Origin of the sequence: Micromonospora coxensis (assembly GCF_900090295.1) — a bacterium.
Taxonomy (GTDB): Bacteria; Actinomycetota; Actinomycetes; order Mycobacteriales; family Micromonosporaceae; genus Micromonospora; species Micromonospora coxensis.
Window position 1 is genome coordinate 1,579,561 of record NZ_LT607753.1, and the last position, 17,809, is coordinate 1,597,369.

Genomic DNA, 17,809 nt, shown 5'->3' on the forward strand with positions numbered 1-17,809 from the left:
GGCCGCACTCCAGCGCCGTGTCGTCAGCTGAGCTTGAGCTCCTGCAGAGCAGCGATCTCCGTGCCCTTGATCTGGTAGGCCCAGATGACGACCTTCGACGGGTCGACGTCACCCTTGTCGTCGAACTTGATGTACTTCGACACACCCTGCTTGTCGTAGGACTTCACGTACGCCAGGATGTCGGCCCGGGTCTTCTTGCCGTCCTTGAACGCGTCCAGGTAGATCTGGGCGCCGTCGAAGCCCTCCGCGCCGTAGGAGCCCGGCGCCTGGCCGTACTCCTTCTGGTAGTCGGCGGAGAAGGTGCCGCCGGCCTTGTCGGCCGGGAGGCAGGGGCAGGTGATGATGGCGCCCTCGGCGCCGCCCGAGGCGCCCTGCGGGAACGCCGGGTCGTACAGACCGTCCGGGCCGACGAACTTGGCCTGGACGCCGGCGGCACGCATCTGCTTCACCAGCGGCGCGGCCTCACGGGTGTACCCGCCGTAGAAGACGAAGTCCGCCTGCGCCGCCTTGATCTTGGAGATGGTCGCGTCGAACTGCGACTGCTTCTCCTGGATCTTGTCGGTGCCGGCCAGCGTCGCGCCGAGGTTCTTGCCCAGCTCGGCGGTGATGCCCGCGCCGTAGGCGCTGCCGTCGTCGATCAGGAAGACCTTCGCGGCGTTCTGCGCCTTGAGGTAGGTCGCCACGGCGCCCGCCTGGGTGCCGTCGTTGCCGACCACCCGGAAGAAGGACGTGTTGCCCTTCTGGGTCAGGTCGGTCCGGGTCGCCGACGGGCTGACCATCGCCAGGCCGGCGGCCTGGTAGATCGGCATCGTCGCGTCGGACTCACCGGAGAAGTGACCGCCGATGACACCGAGGAACGAGTTGTCCCCGGCGATCTGGTTCGCGAACGGGGTCGCCACCGCCGGGTCACCCTGGGTGTCGAACTCCTGCAGGGTGACCTTGCAGTCCGGGTTCTTCTCGTTGTGCTGCTTGACGGCGAGCTTCGCGCCGTTCAGCGACGGCAGGACCAGACCGGCGTTGTCACCGGTGAACGCGCCGAAGATAGCGATCTTGCCACCGCAGTCGCCGGACGCGGTGCTGTCGCCACCGCCCGAGTCCTGGCAACCCGCGGCACCGACCATCGCCGCGGCGATCGCGGCGGCTCCCAGCACCCGTACATAGCTACGCCTCACGGCTTCCTGACCTCCTCCAGAGGCAGAAGGCGACTGCACCGAGGGAGCGTCGGCAGCACAGCCCGCACCACCACCCACCCGGCAGGGACGCCCCTGCGTTACGGCTCGTGATGGCGGAGCGTACCGACACTCATACGGCCGGGGAAGGGCTCGGCGCGGGGTCTGCTAAACCGTTACGAAGACGTGCGGGATCGATACGGACCCCGTAACAGGCCGATCCCTGACCGGTCCTTAAACCCCCGATACGCCCTCATCGCGGGACGCCGGACACCGATCCGGACCACACCGCCGACCGCTCGCCGTCGTCGGCGAAGAGCCAGCTCCGCTCCCCCACCGCCAGCACCGCCACGTCCCGCTGCGCCCCGGCGGCCACCGGCAGCGGCAACGCCACCGGCTGCCAGGAGTCACCCCGGTCGGTCGACGTCCACACCGACCGGGCCGCGCCGTCGGACACCGCGGCCAGCAGCCGGGACCCCGCCGCGACCAGTCCGTCCACCGACGGCGCCCCGGCCGCCCGGACGCCGGAGCCGACGCCCGCCGCGGCGCCGGCGAAACCGCCCGCCGCGACCCAGTCGTCGCCGGTGCGCCGCCACGCGCCGAACCCGTCGCCGCGCAGGCCGACGGCCACCGGGACACCGTCGAGCAGCGCCACCCGCTGCGCCTCCTCGTAGCGCTCCGTGCCGGGCAGCACCGCGCGCCGCCAGGAGCGTCCGTCCGCCGACGACCACACCGCCGGGTCCCGGTCGATCCGGCCCGCCGGCAGCACCCCGCCCACCGCCAGCCAACCCTCGGGTACGCCCACCGCGTCGAACGCCCAGGTCGCCCCGCGCCCGTCACCGGCCAACTCCGGCGCGCCCTCCACCAGCGCGAAGTCCGCCGCGTCCGGCGACACCCAGGCCGCCGCGCCGCTGGAACGGTTGCCCACGATCAGCCAGCCCCGCGGACCTCCCGCCAGCCGGGACACGTTCACCGCCTTCGGCCCGCCGTACGTCTCGAAGGACGCCGACACCTCGACCAGCCCACCGTCGGCGCGCTGCCGCCAGGTGCTCACCCGGGGATAGCCGTGCGCGCCACCGACCTTCGCGCCGATCGCGGCCAGCACACCGTCCCGACAGCCCGCCGCGTAGAGCACGTTCTGCCGGCCGTAGAAGGAATCCGCGGCGATCGGCAGCGCCGTCCAGGTCGTACCGTCCAGGCTGGACCAGGCCGCCGGGCGGGTGCCGCCGGCGGTGTCGGCGAGCCCGCCCACCGCGTACCACCGGCCCGCACAGGCCGTCGCGTCGCGCAGCAGCGCGCGGCCGGGCGGACCGGGCGGCGCGGGCAGGACGAGCGGCCGCCACCCGGGGTTCACCGGCGCCGCGGCGACCTCCCGCCGGGGCGCCGGGTCGCAACCGGCCGCCGCCAGCACGGCGAGGACGCCGAGCAGCGCGAGGACCCGTCGGGTGGACACGCGTCGATGCTAGCCACGGACGGGGCGTCGCGGGAGCCCGCGACGCATGGCGGCTGCCGGCACGGTCACCGGCACCCGGACGCCGGCCGCCCTCGGTCGACGCGGGTCACGGCCGGTGGGCGGCGAGCCGCCACTGCCGTGCCGCGCCGCCGACGACGCCGAGCCCGTCCCGAAGTCAGGCGGTGGGCTGGGTGACCTCGCCGCCGGCGGTCTCGGCGAGGATCCGCTCGGCGACCTCCTTCATGGTCATCCGGTGGTCCATCGCGGTGCGCTGGATCCACTTGAACGCCTGCGGCTCGGTCATGCCGTACGTGGTCATCAGCGCGCCCTTGGCCCGCTCGACGGTCTTGCGGATCTCCAGCCGGTCGGTGAGGCCGGCGACCTCCGCCTCCAGCGCGGCGATCTCCGAGTACCGGGAGAGGGCGATCTCCACCGCCGGCACCAGGTCGCTCTTCTGGAACGGCTTGACCAGGTACGCCATCGCGCCGGCCGCCCGGGCCCGCTCGACGAGGTCACGCTGGCTGAACGCGGTCAGGATGATCACCGGGGCGATCCGGGCGCCGGCGATCCGCTCGGCGGCGGCCAGCCCGTCCATGATCGGCATCTTGATGTCGAGGATGACCAGGTCCGGCTTGAGCTCCTCGGCCAGCCGGACGGCGGTCTCGCCGTCGCCGGCCTCACCGACGACCTCGTAGCCCTCCTCGACCAGCATCTCGGCCAGGTCCAGTCGGATGAGCGCCTCGTCCTCGGCGATCAGTACGCGCCTGCGCTCGGCATCCGTCTGCGTCTCGGCCACGAGCCACTCCCACCAGTCTGTGCCCCCGACACCCGCCGTGCCGGGTGTCGCCGCCCCTAGCCTAGTGGGTAACCTATTGGAGCCGAACTACAGAAGCCCCTGTAGCCCAACCGGCAGAGGCGCGATTCTCAAAAGATCGACAGTGTGGGTTCGAATCCCACCGGGGGCACAAAGTTGTCATACACCCGTTCGAAGATGGCGGGGTGCATCCGCCCGAAATCCGCGCCCGCGCACGAAGCCTGTACCTCGCCGGGGCGACCGTCGCCGAGGTGTCTCGGACTGTAGGCCTGCCCTACCCGACGGTCCGACACTGGTGCAAGGACCGACCAGAACCGAAGCGACGAGCCAGCGCCCTCCGCTGCTTCCGCTGTCGGTCCGAAGCCGGGGATCCGAGCGATCGCAGTCAGTTTGCCTACCTGCTCGGCCTATACCTGGGTGACGGGCACCTGGTCGTGGGCCGGGTGCCGGTGCTCCGCATCTTCTGCGCCGACGCCTGGCCGGACCTGATAGCCGCCTGCGAGGACGCGATGCGCGATGTCATGGCCGCCTCGGTGCAGCGAGTGCAGAAGCAGGGCTGCGTCGCCGTTCAGAGCTACGGCAAGCACTGGCCGTGTCTGTTCCCACAGCACGGGCCAGGCAGGAAGCACGAACGCGCGATCGTCCTGGCCGACTGGCAACGGGAGATCGTGGAAGCGCATCCGGGCGACTTCCTACGCGGCCTCTTCCACTCCGACGGCTGCCGCGTGAGCAACCGGGTCACGGTACGGGGCAGGCGATACGTCTACCCGCGCTACATGTTCGTCAACGAGTCCGCCGACATCATGGGCCTCTGCCAGTGGGCCCTCGACCTGCTCGGCATCGCCTGGCGGATGAACCGACGCAACTCGCTCTCGGTCGCCCGCCGCGACGCGGTCGCCGCTCTCGACAGGCACGTGGGCCCGAAGTCGTGACCCCCGGCGCGAGGTGCCGGCACGTCGGCCGGCTGCGCGCCCGGGCGGGGCGGGGAGGGCCGGCGCTGGCCCCGGGTCGAGCCGCCCGGCTCGTGGGATCGTCCCCTGCCCGCGAGGCGGGGTCAGATCACCGACAGCGCCCGCTCCAGGTCCGCCCGCAGGTCCTCCGGGTCCTCCAGCCCGACGGAGATCCGCAGCAGCCCACCGCACGGCTTGGCCTCCCCCTCGACCGGCCGGTGGGTGAGCGAGGCCGGGTGCTGGATCAGCGTGTCCACGCCGCCGAGCGACACCGCGTGGGTGATCAGCTCGCAGGCTCCGGCGACGGTGGCCGCGGCGGTGGCCCCGCCGCGTACCTCGAAGGCGAGCAGGCTGCCGGGGCCGGACATCTGCCGGCCGATGAGCCCGGCCGGGTCGTGGACCGACGGGTGGTGCACGCGGACCACGGCCGGGTGGCCGGCGAGCCAACCGGCCAGCTTCTCCGCGCCGGCCTGCTGGGCGCGGACCCGCAGCGGCAGCGTCTGCAGGCCCCGGTGCAGCAGGTAGGCACCGAGCGGGTGCAGCACCGCCCCGGTGACGGCGCGGACCTGGCGCAGCCGGGCGGCCCAGCCGGCGTCGCAGGCGACGGCGCCGGCGAGCACGTCGCCGTGGCCGCCGATGCTCTTGGTGGCGCTGTGCAGGACGAGCGCGGCGCCGTGCCGGGCGGGCTGCTGGAGCACCGGGGTGGCGACGGTGTTGTCGACCAGCAGCGGCACGTTGCCGGCGGCGTCGGCGAGGGCGGCGATGTCGACCAGGTCGAGGGTGGGGTTGGCCGGGGTCTCGACGACGACCAGGGCGGTGTCGGGGCGGACGGCGGCGGCGACCTCGTCCGGCCGCGCCCAGGTGACCTCGGTGCCGAGCAGGCCGGTGGCGAGCACGTGGTCGGTGCCGCCGTAGAGGGGGCGGACGGCCACGACGTGCCGGCTGCCGTCGCGGGTGGCGGCGAGCAGGGCGGCGGTGAGGGCGGCCATGCCGCTGGCGAAGGCGACGGCTTCGGCGGTGCCCTCCAGTTCGGCCAGCGCGGTCTCGAAGCGGGCCACGGTGGGGTTCCAGAGCCGCTGGTAGACGGCGCTGGCGCCGGGCGGGAGGGTGCCGCCGGTGGCGAGCAGCTCGTACGCGTCGCCGCCGCCGTCGACCGAGGGCAGTGGGCTGGTGGTGGAGAGGTCGATCGGCGGCACGTGGACGCCGAGGGCTGCCAGATCGTCGCGGCCGGCGTGCACGGCCCGGGTGTCCACCGTCGTCATGGCGGAAGCGTCGAACATCCGCACACCGATGGGCAATAGATTCGAAGATGATTCTGCGAGTCGGGCTAGGCATGCCGTGAGATTCGGGGAAGGATGTTCACATGCCTGCTGCGCCGAATGATGTGCGGCGGTTCGCCGCGCTGGACGAGGTCGACCGCGCCATCCTGACCGAGCTGGCCGCCGACGGCCGGCTGCCGAACAACGCGCTCGCCGAGCGGGTGGGGGTGGCGCCCTCGACCTGTCTGACCCGTACCCGCGCGTTGCGCGAGTCGGGGGCCATCCGCGGCTTCCACGCCGAGGTCGATCCGGCGGCGGTGGGGCTGCCGTTGCAGGCGCTGGTCTCGGTCCGACTCACCGCGCACGAGCGGGCCGCGGTGGACGCCTTCCGGGCCCGGTCGGTGCGGCTGCCCGGGGTGGTGTCGGTGTTCCACGTGGCCGGCGCGGAGGACTACGTGCTGCACGTGCGGGCCGCGTCCGGGGACGCGCTGCGCGACTTCGTGCTGGACCATCTGGCGGTGGATCCGGTGGTGCAGCACACCCAGACCAGCCTGATCTTCGAGCAGGCCCGGGGTATGGGATAGGGCACGATCCGGAACACCCGGGGCGTCGGGCCGGTTGGTCCCCGACGTGATCGACGTACCGATGTCTGTTCTTGATCTTGCTCCGGTGGCCCGTGGGGCGACCGCCGGGGAGGCCCTGCGGCACACCACCGAGCTGGCCCGGCGCACCGAGGAGCTGGGCTACCGCCGGTTCTGGGTGGCCGAGCACCACAACATGCCGGCGATCGCCAGCTCCGCCCCGGCGGTGCTGCTGGCGCACCTGGCGGCGCACACCTCGACGATCCGGCTCGGCTCGGGCGGGGTGATGCTGCCCAACCACGCGCCGCTGGTGGTGGCCGAGCAGTTCGGCACCCTGGAGGCGCTGCACCCGGGCCGGATCGACCTGGGCATCGGGCGGGCGCCCGGCACCGACCAGGTGACCGCGCTGGCGCTGCGCCGCACCATGGAGGGCCTGTCGGCGGAGGGCTTCCCGCGCGAGCTGGCGGACCTGATGAACTACTTCAGCGGGGACGAGCCGGGACCGATCACCGCGACGCCGGGGCTCGGCCAGTCCCCCACGGTCTGGCTGCTCGGCTCCAGCGGGTTCAGCGCCCAACTGGCCGGGCTGCTCGGGCTGCCGTTCTCGTTCGCGCACCACTTCAGCGCGCAGCACACGCTGCCGGCGCTGCAGCTCTACCGGCAGCACTTCCGGCCGTCGCGCTGGCTTCAGCGGCCGTACGCGATGGTGGCGGTGAACGTGGTCTGCGCGGAGACCGACGAGCGGGCGCAGTGGCTGGCCGGGCCGAGCTCGCTGTCGTTCCTCAAGCTGCGCTCGGGACGGCCGGAGCCGCTGGCCACGCCCGAGGAGGCGGCGGCGTACCCGTACACCGAGTTCGAGCGGGAGTTCGTGCGGCAGCGTCGGGAGGGTCAGGCGATGGGTTCGCCGGAGACGGTCGGCCGGCAGCTCGGCGAGCTGTTGGCGCGCACCGGCGCGGACGAGTTGATGCTCACCACGATGGTGTACGACGTGGCCGACCGGGTGCGCTCCTTCGAGCTGGTCGCCGAGAAGGTCGCCGGCGGGCTCACGCGGAATGCCTGAAACACGCTCTTCATACCCACGTCACCCCACCGTCGCGCGCTGCCCCTAGCGTAGTGACCGGTGGTGGTACGGCACTCCCGGTCGGGACGGGTCGGGGGTGCTGCGGTGTGGTGCACCGGGTCGCCAGCTGTGCGGATTCCGCGGCTGGCGACCCGGTGCCTGCTTTCCGAGCCGGTCCGGGTCAGCGCCGCCCCGGGCCGGGGAGAGCGCCGTCACGCTCGCCCCGGCGCGGGCAGCTCAGCGCAGGTAGATGTTCGGCGTCGGCACCGGGCCCATCCGGTCGCCGATGAAGAAGCCCGGGTGCGGCGGCTGGTTGTAGGCGGTGTTCTGCCAGGCGATCGCCGTGCGGTACTGCGGGTCGTGCATCAGCGTGTGGATCCGCAGGCCGGTCGGCGTCGGGGTGCTGTAGATCCGCAGCGCCCTGCTGTCGCTGGTGCGCCAGACGACCTCCTCCCGCCAGTCACCCAGGATGTCGCCGGAGAGCGCCGGGGTGGACTTGGTCCCGTTGTTGGCGGACACCCCGCTGCCGGTGAGCAGCCGGGTCTCCCCGGCGGTGCCGTACTTGTCGATCCTGGTGCCGTCGAGCAGTTCGCGCACCGGGTCGCCGTCCCACCAGGCGAGGAAGTTCATCGAGGACGGCTTGCGGCCGACGTTCTGCCCCCGGGTGTCGGCCAGGCCGGCGACGGCGGCGGACCAGGACTCGGCGCCGGGGCTGCCCGACCAGATGTCGGCGGAGACGCCCCGGCCGTTGTCGCCGGACGCGGGGGTGGACCAGAGGACCTGGCCGGTGCGGGCGTCGGCGAACCACGAGCTGGGCTTGCTGGCGTCCTCGCTGACCTTGAAGTACTCCAACCCGGCCCGGGACGGGTCGAGGTCGCCGACGTGCCCGGCGTCGCCGTGGCCGTAGCCGGTGGACCAGAGCAGGCGGCCGTTGTCGTCGATGGTGGCGGCGCCGTAGACGATCTCCTGGCGGCCGTCGGCGTCGACGTCGGCGACGGAGAGGCTGTGGTTGCCCTGCCCGGCGGCGGCGGAGTTGCCGGAGGCGCTGGAGTCGAAGGTCCACCGCCGGGTCAGGGCGCCGTTGCGGAAGTCCCAGGCGGCGACGACCGCGCGGGTGTAGTAGCCCCGCGCCATGATCAGTGAGGGGCGCTGGCCGTCGAGGTACGCGGTGCCGGCGAGGAAGCGGTCGACCCGGTTGCCGTACGAGTCGCCCCAGGAGGAGACGGTGCCGCGCGGCGGGTCGTAGGTGACGGTGGAGAGGGCGGCGCCGGTGCGGCCGTCGAACATGGTCAGGAACTCCGGACCGGCGAGGACGTAGCCGCTGGAGTTGCGGTGGTCGGCCGACGCCGAGCCGATCACCTGACCGGTGCCCGAGCGGGTGCCGTCGGCGGTCTTCATCGCCACCTCGGCGTCGCCGTCGCCGTCGTAGTCGTACACCTGGAACTGGGTGTAGTGCGCGCCGGCGCGGATGTTGCGGCCCAGGTCGATGCGCCACAGCCGGGTGCCGGTGAGGGTGTACGCGTCGACGTACACGGTGCCGGTGTAGCCGGATTGCGAGTTGTCCTTGGCGTTGGACGGGTCCCACTTGAGCACGAACTCGTAGTCGCCGTCCCCGTCGAGGTCGCCGACGCTGGCGTCGTTCGCGGCGTAGCCGTACGCCTCGCCGCTCGGCGTGGTGCCACCCGGCGGCACCTGCAACGGCACGTCCAGGTAGCCGTTGGCGAACTGCAGCGCCGGCGCGGACGCCGGCTGCTCGGCGCCGTTGACCACGGCCCGCACCGTGTACGACGACCCGGCCGCCGCCCCGGCGTCGAGGTAGCTGGTGGCGCCGGTGATCGGGCTGCCGTTGACCTTCGTGGCGCCCCGGTAGAGGTTGAACGCCACCGAGGTCTCGGTGCCCAGCAGCCGCCAGGACACCAGGTTGCCGCTGCCCGAGCGGACGCTGACCAGCCCCCGGTCCAGGTCCTCCAGCTGCTTCGCGCCGGCCGGCGGTGTGCTGGGCGGCGGGGTCGTCGGCGGAGGCGGGGTGGTCGGTGGCGGGGTCGTCGGTGGCGGAGTGGTGGTCGGCGGGGTGGTGGCGCCGGTGCAGGTGGTGCCGTTGAGCGCGAAGCTGGTCGGCGCGGGGTTGCTGGAGTTGTTCCACGAGCCGTTGAAGCCGAAGCCGGCGGTGCCGTTGGTGCCGATCGCGGCGTTGTAGCCGGCGTCGCGGGCGGTGACCCGGTCGCCGGACTGGGTGACGGTGGCGTTCCACGCCTGGGTGACCTGCTGGCCGGCGGTGTAGGACCAGGTGAGCGTCCAGCCGTCGACCGGGTCGCCGAGGTTGGTGACGGTGACGTCGGCGCCGAAGCCGCCGCCCCACTGGTTGGTGATCCGGTAGTCGACACGGCAGCCGGCCGCGGCCGCCGAGGCGGTCACGGCGGTCAGGGCGCCGGCGACGAGGGTGGTGGCCGTGGCGGCGGCGAGCAGCGCGGCACGGCGGGACGGGACGGGGCGCACGGGCGGTTCCTCCACTGGAGGGGCGCGCGGCGAGGTCGACCGCGCCGGCCTGCCCTGGGCCGGCGGGGGGGGTACGCCGCGCTGACGGCGATGGATGGACGCATCTCGGCGTCCGCAGTTCGGCTCCGCGCACGCCGATGCTAGGACAACGCTTTCCGGCCGCACAACCACCCCGGCCTTGATCGCGGCCGGCGCGCCTGATCGACTCGTCGGATGGATGGGCACATGGACCCGGAGGAGTTCCGCCGCGCCGGGTACGCCGTGGTGGACTGGATCGCCGACTACTGGACGACGCTCGGTGAGCGGCCGGTGACCTCACAGGACCCGCCCGGCACGGTCGCGGCCGCGCTGCCGCCGGCCCCGCCCGCGCACGGCGAGCCGGTCGAGGCCGTCCTGGCCGACCTGGACTCGCTGATCGCGCCCCGGCTCACCCACTGGCAGCACCCCGGCTGGTTCGGGTACTTCCCGGCCAACACCAGCGGCCCGAGCGTCCTCGGCGACCTGGTCAGCGCCGGGCTGGGCGTGCAGGGGATGCTCTGGGCCACCGGGCCGGCCTGCACCGAGCTGGAGACGGTGATGCTGGACTGGCTGGCCGGCCTGCTGGACCTGCCGGAGAAGTTCCGCTCCACCGGGCGCGGCGGCGGGGTGATCCAGGACTCCGCCTCGTCGGCGACCCTGGTCGCCACCCTGGTCGCGCTGCACCGGGCCGGCGAGGGCAGGTGGCGGCAGTCCGGCGTGGACCGCCGCTACCGCGCGTACACCTCCACGCAGGGGCACTCCTCGATCGACAAGGCGGCCCGGATCGCCGGGCTGGGCGCCGACGGCGTACGGCCGGTCGAGGTGGACCCGGTGACCCAGGCGATGCGACCCGAGGCGTTGCGCGCGGCGATCGAGGCCGACCGGGCCGCCGGCGTCGTGCCGGCCATCGTGGTCGCCACCATCGGCACGACCTCCACCACCGCCGTCGACCCGCTGCCGGAGATCGGCGCGATCTGCGCCGAGTACGGCGTCTGGCTGCACGTCGACGCGGCGTACGCGGGCGCGGCGGCGGTCTGCCCCGAGCTGCGCTGGACGCACGCCGGCCTGGCGCACGCCGACTCGTACTGCTTCGACCCGCACAAGTGGCTGCTCACCGGCTTCGACTGCGACGCGTTCTGGGTGGCCGACGCCGGCGAGCTGATCGAGGCGCTGACGGTGCTGCCCGAGTACCTGCGCAACGCCGCGACCGAGTCCGGCGCGGTGATCGACTACCGGGACTGGCAGGTGCCGCTGGGCCGCCGCTTCCGCGCCCTCAAGCTCTGGTTCGTGCTGCGCTGGTACGGCGTCGAGGGGCTGCGCGCGCACATCCGCTCCGGGGTGGCCCTCGCCGACCGGTTCGCCGAGCGGGTGGCCGCGGACGCCCGCTTCGAACTGGTCGCGCCGCACCCGTTCTCGCTGGTCTGTTTCCGGCTGCGGGCCGGGGACGAGGCGAGCGCCGAGCTGCTCGCCCGGGTCAACGCCACCGGACGGGTGCACCTGACGCACACCCGGGTCGAGGGCCGGTACACGCTGCGCCTGGCGGTCGGCGCACCGCAGACCCGGCAGGAGCACACCGACGAGGCGTGGGAGCTGCTGGCGTCCGCCGCGACCGAGATCCTCACCGACTGACCCGCCCCTGCCACCCACCCCGCCCTCGCGCCGCCGGCCCGGCAGCCAGGCCGCCACCACGCCGCCCGCCCGGCGGTCAGGCCGCCACCACGCCGCCCGCCCGGCAGCCAGGCCGCCACCGCACCGCCCGCCGCCCGGCGGTCAGGCCGCCCGCCGCCGAGGAGGGGCGAGGGCGTGACGATCACGCTGGATCCGGGAAGCAGGGGCGTGGGTCGCGGACCGACACCACGACGTCCCGGGTCGAGCGGGATCTCGCAGGGCGTCGGCGGCGTACCCGGGGAGGGTCAACGCTCGGCGGCGGCCAGCCGGGCCTCGGCCTCTACCGACCCGGGCGCCGCGTCCTCGGCGGCGGCAACGCCGGGCGGGGTGGCGGCGGCGAGGACGGCGGTGGTCCGGGCGTGGCGGGCGCGGCGCAGCGCCCGCACCGACAGCGTCAGGGCGACGACCCAGCCGACGACGAGCAGCGTGTAGACCACCGGGGTCAGCGCCGCGCCGGCGTCGCCGGCGCGCAGCAGGGTGCGGGCGTTGGTCAGCACGATCACGCCGCCGATGGTGGCGCCGAGCAGCTGCGCCGGGACGATGCGCACCAGCCAGGCGGCGATCGGCGCGGCGATCAGGCCGCCGACCAGCAGCGCGGCGACGGTGGGCAGCAGGAAGCCCTCGGTGCCCAGGCCGATCAGGAAGCCGACGCTGGCCGCGCCGGCCACCATGAACTCGGCAGTGTCGACCGAGCCGATCACCTTGCGCGGTTCGAGGCGGCCGGAGACCAGCAGCGCGGGGGTGGCCACCGGCCCCCAGCCCCCGCCGCCGGTGGCGTCGACGAAGCCGGCGAACAGGCCGAGCGGGCCGAGGAACCGGCCGCGCAGCCGCCCGGCGGCCGGGCGGGGGCGCAGCGGCCGGGAGAAGCGGACCAGCAGGTACGCGCCGAGGCCGAACAGGATGGCGGCCATCCAGGGCGCGGCGGACTCGGTGGAGATGGCGCTGAGGAAGGTCGCGCCGGCGAAGGCCCCGATCGCGCCGGGGACGGCGATCCGGGCCACCACCCGCCAGTCGACGTTGCCGAAGCGCCAGTGCGCCACCCCCGCCGCGAGGGTGGTGCCGATCTCGGCCAGGTGCACCGAGGCGGAGGCGGCGGCCGGGGCGACCCCGGCGAAGAGCAGCAGGGTCGACGAGGTCAACCCGTACGCCATGCCGAGCGCACCGTCGACGAGTTGGGCGGCCAGCCCGACGAGGGCGAGGACCAGAAGCTTGCGCACGGGCGCCCCTCCGAACTTTTCGGCATCTCCTATCGACTTGGTCGACAATGCGGCAGGACGGTGCCCGGGTCAAGTCCCGTGTCGGAAGATGGGACACCGGCCGACCGGCCGGGTCAGCTCCAGGCGCGCGGGTCGGCGGCGAGCTGGTTGATCCGCCCGGGCAGCGTCCCGGCGGCCACGTCGGCGACGCTGACCTGCTCCAGGATCTCCCGCTCGCTGGCCCGCAGGGCGATCCAGACGTCCTGCAACGCGCGGGCCGCACCGTGGTAGCCGAGCTCCTCGGGACGCTGCCCGCGCACGTGCGCCAGCGGCCCGTCGATGACCCGGATCACCTCGGCCAGGGAGATCTCCGCCCCCGGCCGGGCCAGCCAGTAGCCGCCCTCGGGGCCCCGCTGGGCGTGCACGATGCCGCCCCGGCGCAGCTGGAGCAGGATGCTCTCCAGGAACTTCGGCGGGATCTCCTGGGCGCGGGCGATCTGTTCGGCGGTGACCGGTCGGGTCCGTCCGGCGTTCGCGCCGTCGGCCACCGAGGCGAGCTCGGCGACCGCACGGAGGGCGTAGTCGACCCGGGCGGAGAGGCGCATGACCGCAAGGTTAGTCGGCTGGTCAGCCGGGCGGCCCGTCGCCCCTCGCCCGTTCGATCACTCGCCGACGCGGCGCAGCAGACCCTCCTGCACGGCGCTGGCGATGTGCCGGCCGTCGGTGGTGAACATCCGGCCGGTGGCCAACCCGCGCGCGCCGGAGGCCGACGGGCTCCAGCAGTCGTAGAGGAACCACTCGTCGGCCCGGAACGGGCGGTGGAACCAGAGCGCGTGGTCGAGGCTCGCCCCGACCACGCCGCCGGGGCCCCAGACCTCGCCGTGCACCGAGAGCACCGAGTCCAGCAGGGTCAGGTCCGAGGCGTAGGTGAGGGCGCAGGCGTGCAGCAGCGGGTCGTCGGGCAGCTTGCCGTCGAGGCGCATCCAGACCCGCTGGTGCGGCTCGGCGGGGCGGTCGCCGGGGCGTACCCAGCCGGGCTCGCCGACGTAGCGGACGTCGATCGGGCGCGGGATCTGGCCCCAGATGCCCAGCCGCTCCGGGTAACGGGCCAGCCGGTCGGACATGGTGGGGACGTCGTCCGGCATCGGCACGTCGGCGGGGGTCGGGGCGTGGTGGTCCAGCCCCTCCTCCTGCCGCTGGAACGACGCGGACATGAAGAAGATCGGCTTGTCGTGCTGCAACGCCACCGAGCGGCGTACCGAGAAGGAGCGCCCGTCGCGGACGTTCTCCACCTGGTACTCGATCGGCTCGGTGGGGTCGCCGGGGCGGACGAAGTAGCCGTGCAGCGAGTGCACGAACCGCTCCGGATCGACGGTGCGCCCGGCGGCGACCAGGGCCTGGCCGGCGACCTGACCGCCGTACACCCGCTGCGGACCCACCGGGGGGCTCATCCCCCGGAAGGTCATCTCGCCGGTGTGGTCGAGGTCGAGGACCTCCAGCAGCTGGTCGACCGCGGCCTGGCCGGTCGCCACCGGGCGCTCGGTCACTGTGTCGTCTCCGTTCGCGACTGCGGGGCTTGCCACCCCGGCTCACTCCTCGCGCTCACTGCAGGGCCCGGGCGGAGGCGGCGTCGACCAGCGAACCGAGCTGGTGCACGCGCAGGGTGTTGGTGGAGCCGGGGGTGCCGGGCGGGCTGCCGGCCACGATCACCACGTAGTCGCCGGGGTTGGCCCGGTTGAGGCCGAGCAGCGCCTGGTCGACCTGGCGGAACATGTCGTCGGTGTGCTCGACGAACGGCATCAGGAAGGTCTCCACGCCCCAGCAGAGGGCGAGCTGGTTGCGCACCTCGGGCACCGGGGTGAAGGCCAGCAGCGGCAGGTCGCAGTGCAGCCGGGAGAGCCGCTTGACGGTGTCGCCGGTCTGCGAGAAGGCGACCATCGCCTTGGCCCCGATGGCCCGGGCGATGGAGGAGGCGGCGACGGTGAGCGCGCCGCCGTGGGTGCGCGGGTCGTGCTGGAGCCGGGGCACGCCGATCGAGCCGGCCTCGGTGGTGGTGATGATCTTGGCCATGGTGCTGACCGTCAGCACCGGGTACTTGCCGACGCTGGTCTCGCCGGAGAGCATCACCGCGTCCGCGCCGTCGAGCACCGCGTTGGCCACGTCGGAGGCCTCGGCGCGGGTCGGGCGGGAATTCTCGATCATGGAGTCGAGCATCTGGGTGGCCACGATGACCGGCTTGGCGTTCTCCCGGCACAGCTGCACGGCGCGCTTCTGCACCAGCGGCACCTGGTCCAGCGGCAGCTCCACGCCCAGGTCGCCCCGGGCGACCATCACGCCGTCGAAGGCGAGCACGATCGCCTCCAGGTGGTCCACCGCCTCCGGCTTCTCCACCTTGGCCAGCACCGGGCGGCGCACGCCCTCCTCGTCCATGATCCCGTGGACGAGCTTGATGTCGTCGGCCGAGCGGACGAAGGAGAGCGCGATCATGTCCACGCCGAGCCCGAGGGCGAAGCGCAGGTCCTCGGCGTCCTTCTCGGACAGGGCCGGGACGCTGACCGCCACGTTGGGCAACGAGACGCCCTTGTTGTTGGAGACCGGACCGCCCTCGGTGACCAGGCAGCGGATGTCGTTGCCGGTGACGTCGCTGACCTCGACGGCGACCCGGCCGTCGTCGATCAGCAGCCGGTCGCCCGGCTTCACCTCCTGCGGCAGCTTCCGGTAGGTGCAGGACACCCGGTCCTTGGTGCCGACGACGTCGTCACCGGTGATCACCACGGAGTCGCCGGTGCGCCACTCGTGCGGGCCGTCGGCGAAACGGCCGAGGCGGATCTTCGGGCCCTGCAGGTCGGCCAGCACGGCGACGGGACGCCCGGCCGCGTCGGCCGCCTCACGCACCAGCCGGTACACCGCCTCGTGATCTTCGTGGCTGCCGTGGCTGAAGTTGAGCCGTGCCACGTTCATGCCCGCCTCGACGAGCCCCCGGATCCGCTCCGGTGACGATGTGGCAGGGCCAAGAGTGCAGACGATCTTCGCGCGGCGTGTCACGCCCATCAGGCTAGTCTCTCCTCCGGGTCGACCTGCGGGCCGACCCCTTGCGGACTGCGGAACAGTTGCCCCACGACGCGCGACCGGGGCGCGTGGGCCGGCGGCACGCGGACCGCACCGGGGAACGTCGGGAGTGGCGGGCATCGGCGACCGCGCGCCGGGAATCGTACCGCCCGGGCGCATCCGCCGCCGGAGGTGCTCCCGGCCACCCCCGGTCGCCGGTCACGGTCACGGTCCACCGGTCACCGCCGGCAGCGTGGGTACGGCGGAGAAGACCTGCCGCGGGTCGTAGCGGTGCTTGGCCCGGCGCAGCCGCGCCCAGTTGTCGCCGTACGCCAGCCGGACCCGGTCGGTGTCGGTCGGGGCGAGCAGGTTCGGGTAGCCGCCGGGCAGCGCGTGCTCCGCCAGCGCGGCGCTGACCTGCTCCGCCCACTCGCCGTGCGGCCCCGGCGGGTCACCGGGGGCCCAGACCGCGATCACCTCGACCAGCGAGTGGTCGACGCGCAGCCCGAACGCGGTCTCGTCGACGGCCACCCGGGCGGCCGCGCCGTGGAAGTGGTGCAGGGCGATCGCCGAGTACGGCGAGGTGACCCGGCGCGCGGCGTCGACCAGCACCGCCACGGCGTCGTCGGAGAGCCCCGGCAGCCAGCGGGTGCGCAGCAGGTAGTGGTTGCCGTCGGCCATGCCGCCGTCGAACATCCGCAGCACCTCCTCGTACGGCAGGACCGCCACCTGGTCGACCAGCGGGGTGCCCAGTGCCCGGATCCGGTCCACGTGCCGCCGGCCGGCCTCGGGGTCGTCCCCGGCCCAGACCGGGCAGACGAAGACCACCGGCTCCCCCGTCGGGCCGGGCAGGAACCCCGCCATCACGGTCAGCTCGTCCGGCGCGTCGGCGAGCAGGTCGCGGTAGCCACGCAGCACGTCGACCGCCTCGTCCAGGGCGAACAGGACCATCCCGGCGAGGGCGGCGGGCAGCCGGTGCGCCCGGTAGGTCAGCCGGGTCACCACCCCGAAGTTGCCCCCGCCGCCGCGCAGCGCCCAGTACAACTCCTGCTCGTGCTCCGCGTCGGCGCTCACCCGGCGGCCGTCGGCGAGCACCACCTCGGCGGCGAGCAGGTTGTCCAGGGCCAGGCCGTGCCGGCCGCAGAGCGGGCCGTACCCACCGGCGAGGGTGAGGCCGGCCATGCCGACGGCCCGGACCACGCCGGTGGCGACGGCCAGGTCGTACGGGCGCAGCGCGGCGACCACGTCCCCGGCGGTGGCCCCGCCGGCCACGGTGACCGTGGCGGCGTCCGGATCGACCGTCACCTCGCGCATCCCGGTCAGGTCGAGCACCAGGCCGCCGTCGCGCAGCGCCCGGCCGGCCCAGTCGTGGCCGCCGGCGCGCACCGAGAGCGGCACCCGGCACCGCCGGGCGATCCGGAGCACGGCGGCGACCTCGTCGGCGTCGCGGCACCGGGCGATCAGCGCGGGCGTCCGGTCGACCGCGCCGTTCCACAACGTCACGGCGGCGGCGAAGCCCGGGTCGGCGGGGGTGAGCGACCGGTCGCCCAGCAGGTCGCGCAGGAGCGCGGCGGCGCGCGGCAGGTCGGGGGTGTCGGCGGCGCTCATGGCGGCTCCTCGGGCCGGGCCGGTCGACGCCCGGCGCGTCCACCCTGCCCGGGTCCGCCCAGTCAACACCGGCGGACGCGGCGCCGCCGTCACCCTGCCGACACCCTGGCTCAGCTCTGCGTCTTGGCCAGCGGGAACTCCATCGAGCCGGCCGGGCAGAGGAACGTCAGCACGTCCACCTGGTAGAGCCCGGCCTGCACCGCCGGGTCGGCCTCCATCACGCTGCGCACGTCGTCGACCGAACCGGTGCGGGCCAGCCCGATGCCGATGGGGGGCGCCGGCTCCCGGGCCGGGCCGTCGATCGAGCCGGCGACCAGCACCAGGCCACGGCGCTGCAACGCCTGCATGTGCTCGGTGTGCTCGGCCTGCAACCGCTGCACCGTCTCCGCCGGCAGGGCCGCACCGGCCGGCCCCGGGTAGAGCACGATGCACTCGAACGTGTCGAGCGCGAAGTCCAGCTGCGGCGTACCGGTCATGGCGTCCCCTCCC

Annotated in this window: 15 protein-coding genes and 1 tRNA gene; 5 read left to right on the forward strand and 11 right to left on the reverse strand. The window is 73.9% G+C overall.

Features of this window, described 5'->3' with window-relative positions; translation table 11 throughout:
- Window positions 1-23 precede the first annotated feature (23 nt).
- From GA0070614_RS06940 to GA0070614_RS06950, 3 genes are all read right to left on the reverse strand, one after another.
- Window positions 24-1,172: a branched-chain amino acid ABC transporter substrate-binding protein gene (locus GA0070614_RS06940; RefSeq protein WP_088975172.1), complete on the reverse strand. Its 1,149-nt coding sequence runs from the start codon at window positions 1,170-1,172 to the stop codon at window positions 24-26.
- A 250-nt stretch (window positions 1,173-1,422) separates the two neighbouring features.
- Window positions 1,423-2,622, reverse strand: coding sequence for a hypothetical protein (locus GA0070614_RS06945; RefSeq protein WP_088975173.1), 1,200 nt, complete (start codon window positions 2,620-2,622; stop codon window positions 1,423-1,425).
- A gap of 175 nt (window positions 2,623-2,797) precedes the next feature.
- On the reverse strand, window positions 2,798-3,418 hold the full coding sequence (locus GA0070614_RS06950) for an ANTAR domain-containing response regulator (RefSeq protein WP_088975174.1): 621 nt from the start codon (window positions 3,416-3,418) through the stop codon (window positions 2,798-2,800).
- Between the two features lie 95 nt (window positions 3,419-3,513).
- Between GA0070614_RS06950 and GA0070614_RS06955 the strand changes: the two genes are divergently transcribed.
- Together GA0070614_RS06955 and GA0070614_RS06960 are read left to right on the forward strand one after the other, a co-directional pair.
- A tRNA-Leu gene (locus GA0070614_RS06955) sits at window positions 3,514-3,587 on the forward strand.
- Between the two features lie 34 nt (window positions 3,588-3,621).
- Window positions 3,622-4,368, forward strand: a complete 747-nt coding sequence (locus GA0070614_RS06960; RefSeq protein WP_088975175.1) for a terminase gpP N-terminus-related DNA-binding protein — start codon at window positions 3,622-3,624, stop codon at window positions 4,366-4,368.
- Between the two features lie 122 nt (window positions 4,369-4,490).
- Here the strand turns inward: GA0070614_RS06960 and GA0070614_RS06965 are convergent, their stop codons facing one another.
- Window positions 4,491-5,666 (reverse strand): trans-sulfuration enzyme family protein, encoded by a 1,176-nt coding sequence (locus GA0070614_RS06965; protein ID WP_088975176.1) that lies wholly within the window; start codon window positions 5,664-5,666, stop codon window positions 4,491-4,493.
- Between the two features lie 83 nt (window positions 5,667-5,749).
- Here GA0070614_RS06965 and GA0070614_RS06970 point away from each other — a divergent pair, with 83 nt between their 5' ends.
- Both GA0070614_RS06970 and GA0070614_RS06975 read left to right on the forward strand, forming a co-directional pair.
- Window positions 5,750-6,229 carry an Lrp/AsnC family transcriptional regulator gene (locus tag GA0070614_RS06970; RefSeq protein WP_088975177.1) on the forward strand — a complete coding sequence of 160 codons (480 nt, stop codon included), beginning with the start codon at window positions 5,750-5,752 and terminating at the stop codon, window positions 6,227-6,229.
- A 61-nt stretch (window positions 6,230-6,290) separates the two neighbouring features.
- Window positions 6,291-7,286 (forward strand): LLM class flavin-dependent oxidoreductase, encoded by a 996-nt coding sequence (locus GA0070614_RS06975; protein ID WP_172892568.1) that lies wholly within the window; start codon window positions 6,291-6,293, stop codon window positions 7,284-7,286.
- 237 nt (window positions 7,287-7,523) lie between these two features.
- Here GA0070614_RS06975 and GA0070614_RS06980 read toward each other — a convergent pair whose 3' ends face one another.
- Window positions 7,524-9,782: a rhamnogalacturonan lyase family protein gene (locus GA0070614_RS06980; RefSeq protein WP_088979285.1), complete on the reverse strand. Its 2,259-nt coding sequence runs from the start codon at window positions 9,780-9,782 to the stop codon at window positions 7,524-7,526.
- Between the two features lie 213 nt (window positions 9,783-9,995).
- Here GA0070614_RS06980 and GA0070614_RS06985 point away from each other — a divergent pair, with 213 nt between their 5' ends.
- Window positions 9,996-11,429 carry a pyridoxal-dependent decarboxylase gene (locus tag GA0070614_RS06985; RefSeq protein WP_231933569.1) on the forward strand — a complete coding sequence of 478 codons (1,434 nt, stop codon included), beginning with the start codon at window positions 9,996-9,998 and terminating at the stop codon, window positions 11,427-11,429.
- Between the two features lie 284 nt (window positions 11,430-11,713).
- Here GA0070614_RS06985 and GA0070614_RS06990 read toward each other — a convergent pair whose 3' ends face one another.
- From GA0070614_RS06990 to GA0070614_RS07015, 6 genes are all read right to left on the reverse strand, one after another.
- Window positions 11,714-12,685 carry a sulfite exporter TauE/SafE family protein gene (locus GA0070614_RS06990; RefSeq protein ID WP_088975180.1) on the reverse strand — a complete coding sequence of 324 codons (972 nt, stop codon included), beginning with the start codon at window positions 12,683-12,685 and terminating at the stop codon, window positions 11,714-11,716.
- A gap of 113 nt (window positions 12,686-12,798) precedes the next feature.
- The gene (locus GA0070614_RS06995) at window positions 12,799-13,269 is read right to left on the reverse strand and encodes an RrF2 family transcriptional regulator (RefSeq protein WP_088975181.1); all 471 of its coding nucleotides are present in this window, start codon (window positions 13,267-13,269) and stop codon (window positions 12,799-12,801) included.
- A 57-nt stretch (window positions 13,270-13,326) separates the two neighbouring features.
- Window positions 13,327-14,196, reverse strand: a complete 870-nt coding sequence (locus tag GA0070614_RS07000; protein WP_088979286.1) for an acyl-CoA thioesterase — start codon at window positions 14,194-14,196, stop codon at window positions 13,327-13,329.
- A gap of 70 nt (window positions 14,197-14,266) precedes the next feature.
- Window positions 14,267-15,715 carry a pyruvate kinase gene (gene pyk, locus GA0070614_RS07005; RefSeq protein ID WP_088975182.1) on the reverse strand — a complete coding sequence of 483 codons (1,449 nt, stop codon included), beginning with the start codon at window positions 15,713-15,715 and terminating at the stop codon, window positions 14,267-14,269.
- A gap of 222 nt (window positions 15,716-15,937) precedes the next feature.
- Window positions 15,938-17,320, reverse strand: a complete 1,383-nt coding sequence (locus GA0070614_RS07010; protein ID WP_088975183.1) for an FAD-binding oxidoreductase — start codon at window positions 17,318-17,320, stop codon at window positions 15,938-15,940.
- Between the two features lie 110 nt (window positions 17,321-17,430).
- Window positions 17,431-17,796: a YciI family protein gene (locus tag GA0070614_RS07015; RefSeq protein WP_088979287.1), complete on the reverse strand. Its 366-nt coding sequence runs from the start codon at window positions 17,794-17,796 to the stop codon at window positions 17,431-17,433.
- Window positions 17,797-17,809 lie beyond the last annotated feature (13 nt).

Bases quoted from the DNA above. Each gene is read 5' to 3' on its own strand.
- pyk (WP_088975182.1), bottom strand. From the start codon at position 15,715: ATGGGCGTGACACGCCGCGCGAAGATCGTCTGCACTCTTGGCCCTGCC.
- GA0070614_RS06970 (WP_088975177.1), top strand. From the start codon at position 5,750: ATGCCTGCTGCGCCGAATGATGTGCGGCGGTTCGCCGCGCTGGACGAG.
- GA0070614_RS07010 (WP_088975183.1), bottom strand. From the start codon at position 17,320: ATGAGCGCCGCCGACACCCCCGACCTGCCGCGCGCCGCCGCGCTCCTG.
- GA0070614_RS06995 (WP_088975181.1), bottom strand. From the start codon at position 13,269: ATGCGCCTCTCCGCCCGGGTCGACTACGCCCTCCGTGCGGTCGCCGAG.
- GA0070614_RS06985 (WP_231933569.1), top strand. From the start codon at position 9,996: ATGGATGGGCACATGGACCCGGAGGAGTTCCGCCGCGCCGGGTACGCC.
- GA0070614_RS07015 (WP_088979287.1), bottom strand. From the start codon at position 17,796: ATGACCGGTACGCCGCAGCTGGACTTCGCGCTCGACACGTTCGAGTGC.
- GA0070614_RS06965 (WP_088975176.1), bottom strand. From the start codon at position 5,666: ATGTTCGACGCTTCCGCCATGACGACGGTGGACACCCGGGCCGTGCAC.
- GA0070614_RS06975 (WP_172892568.1), top strand. From the start codon at position 6,291: ATGTCTGTTCTTGATCTTGCTCCGGTGGCCCGTGGGGCGACCGCCGGG.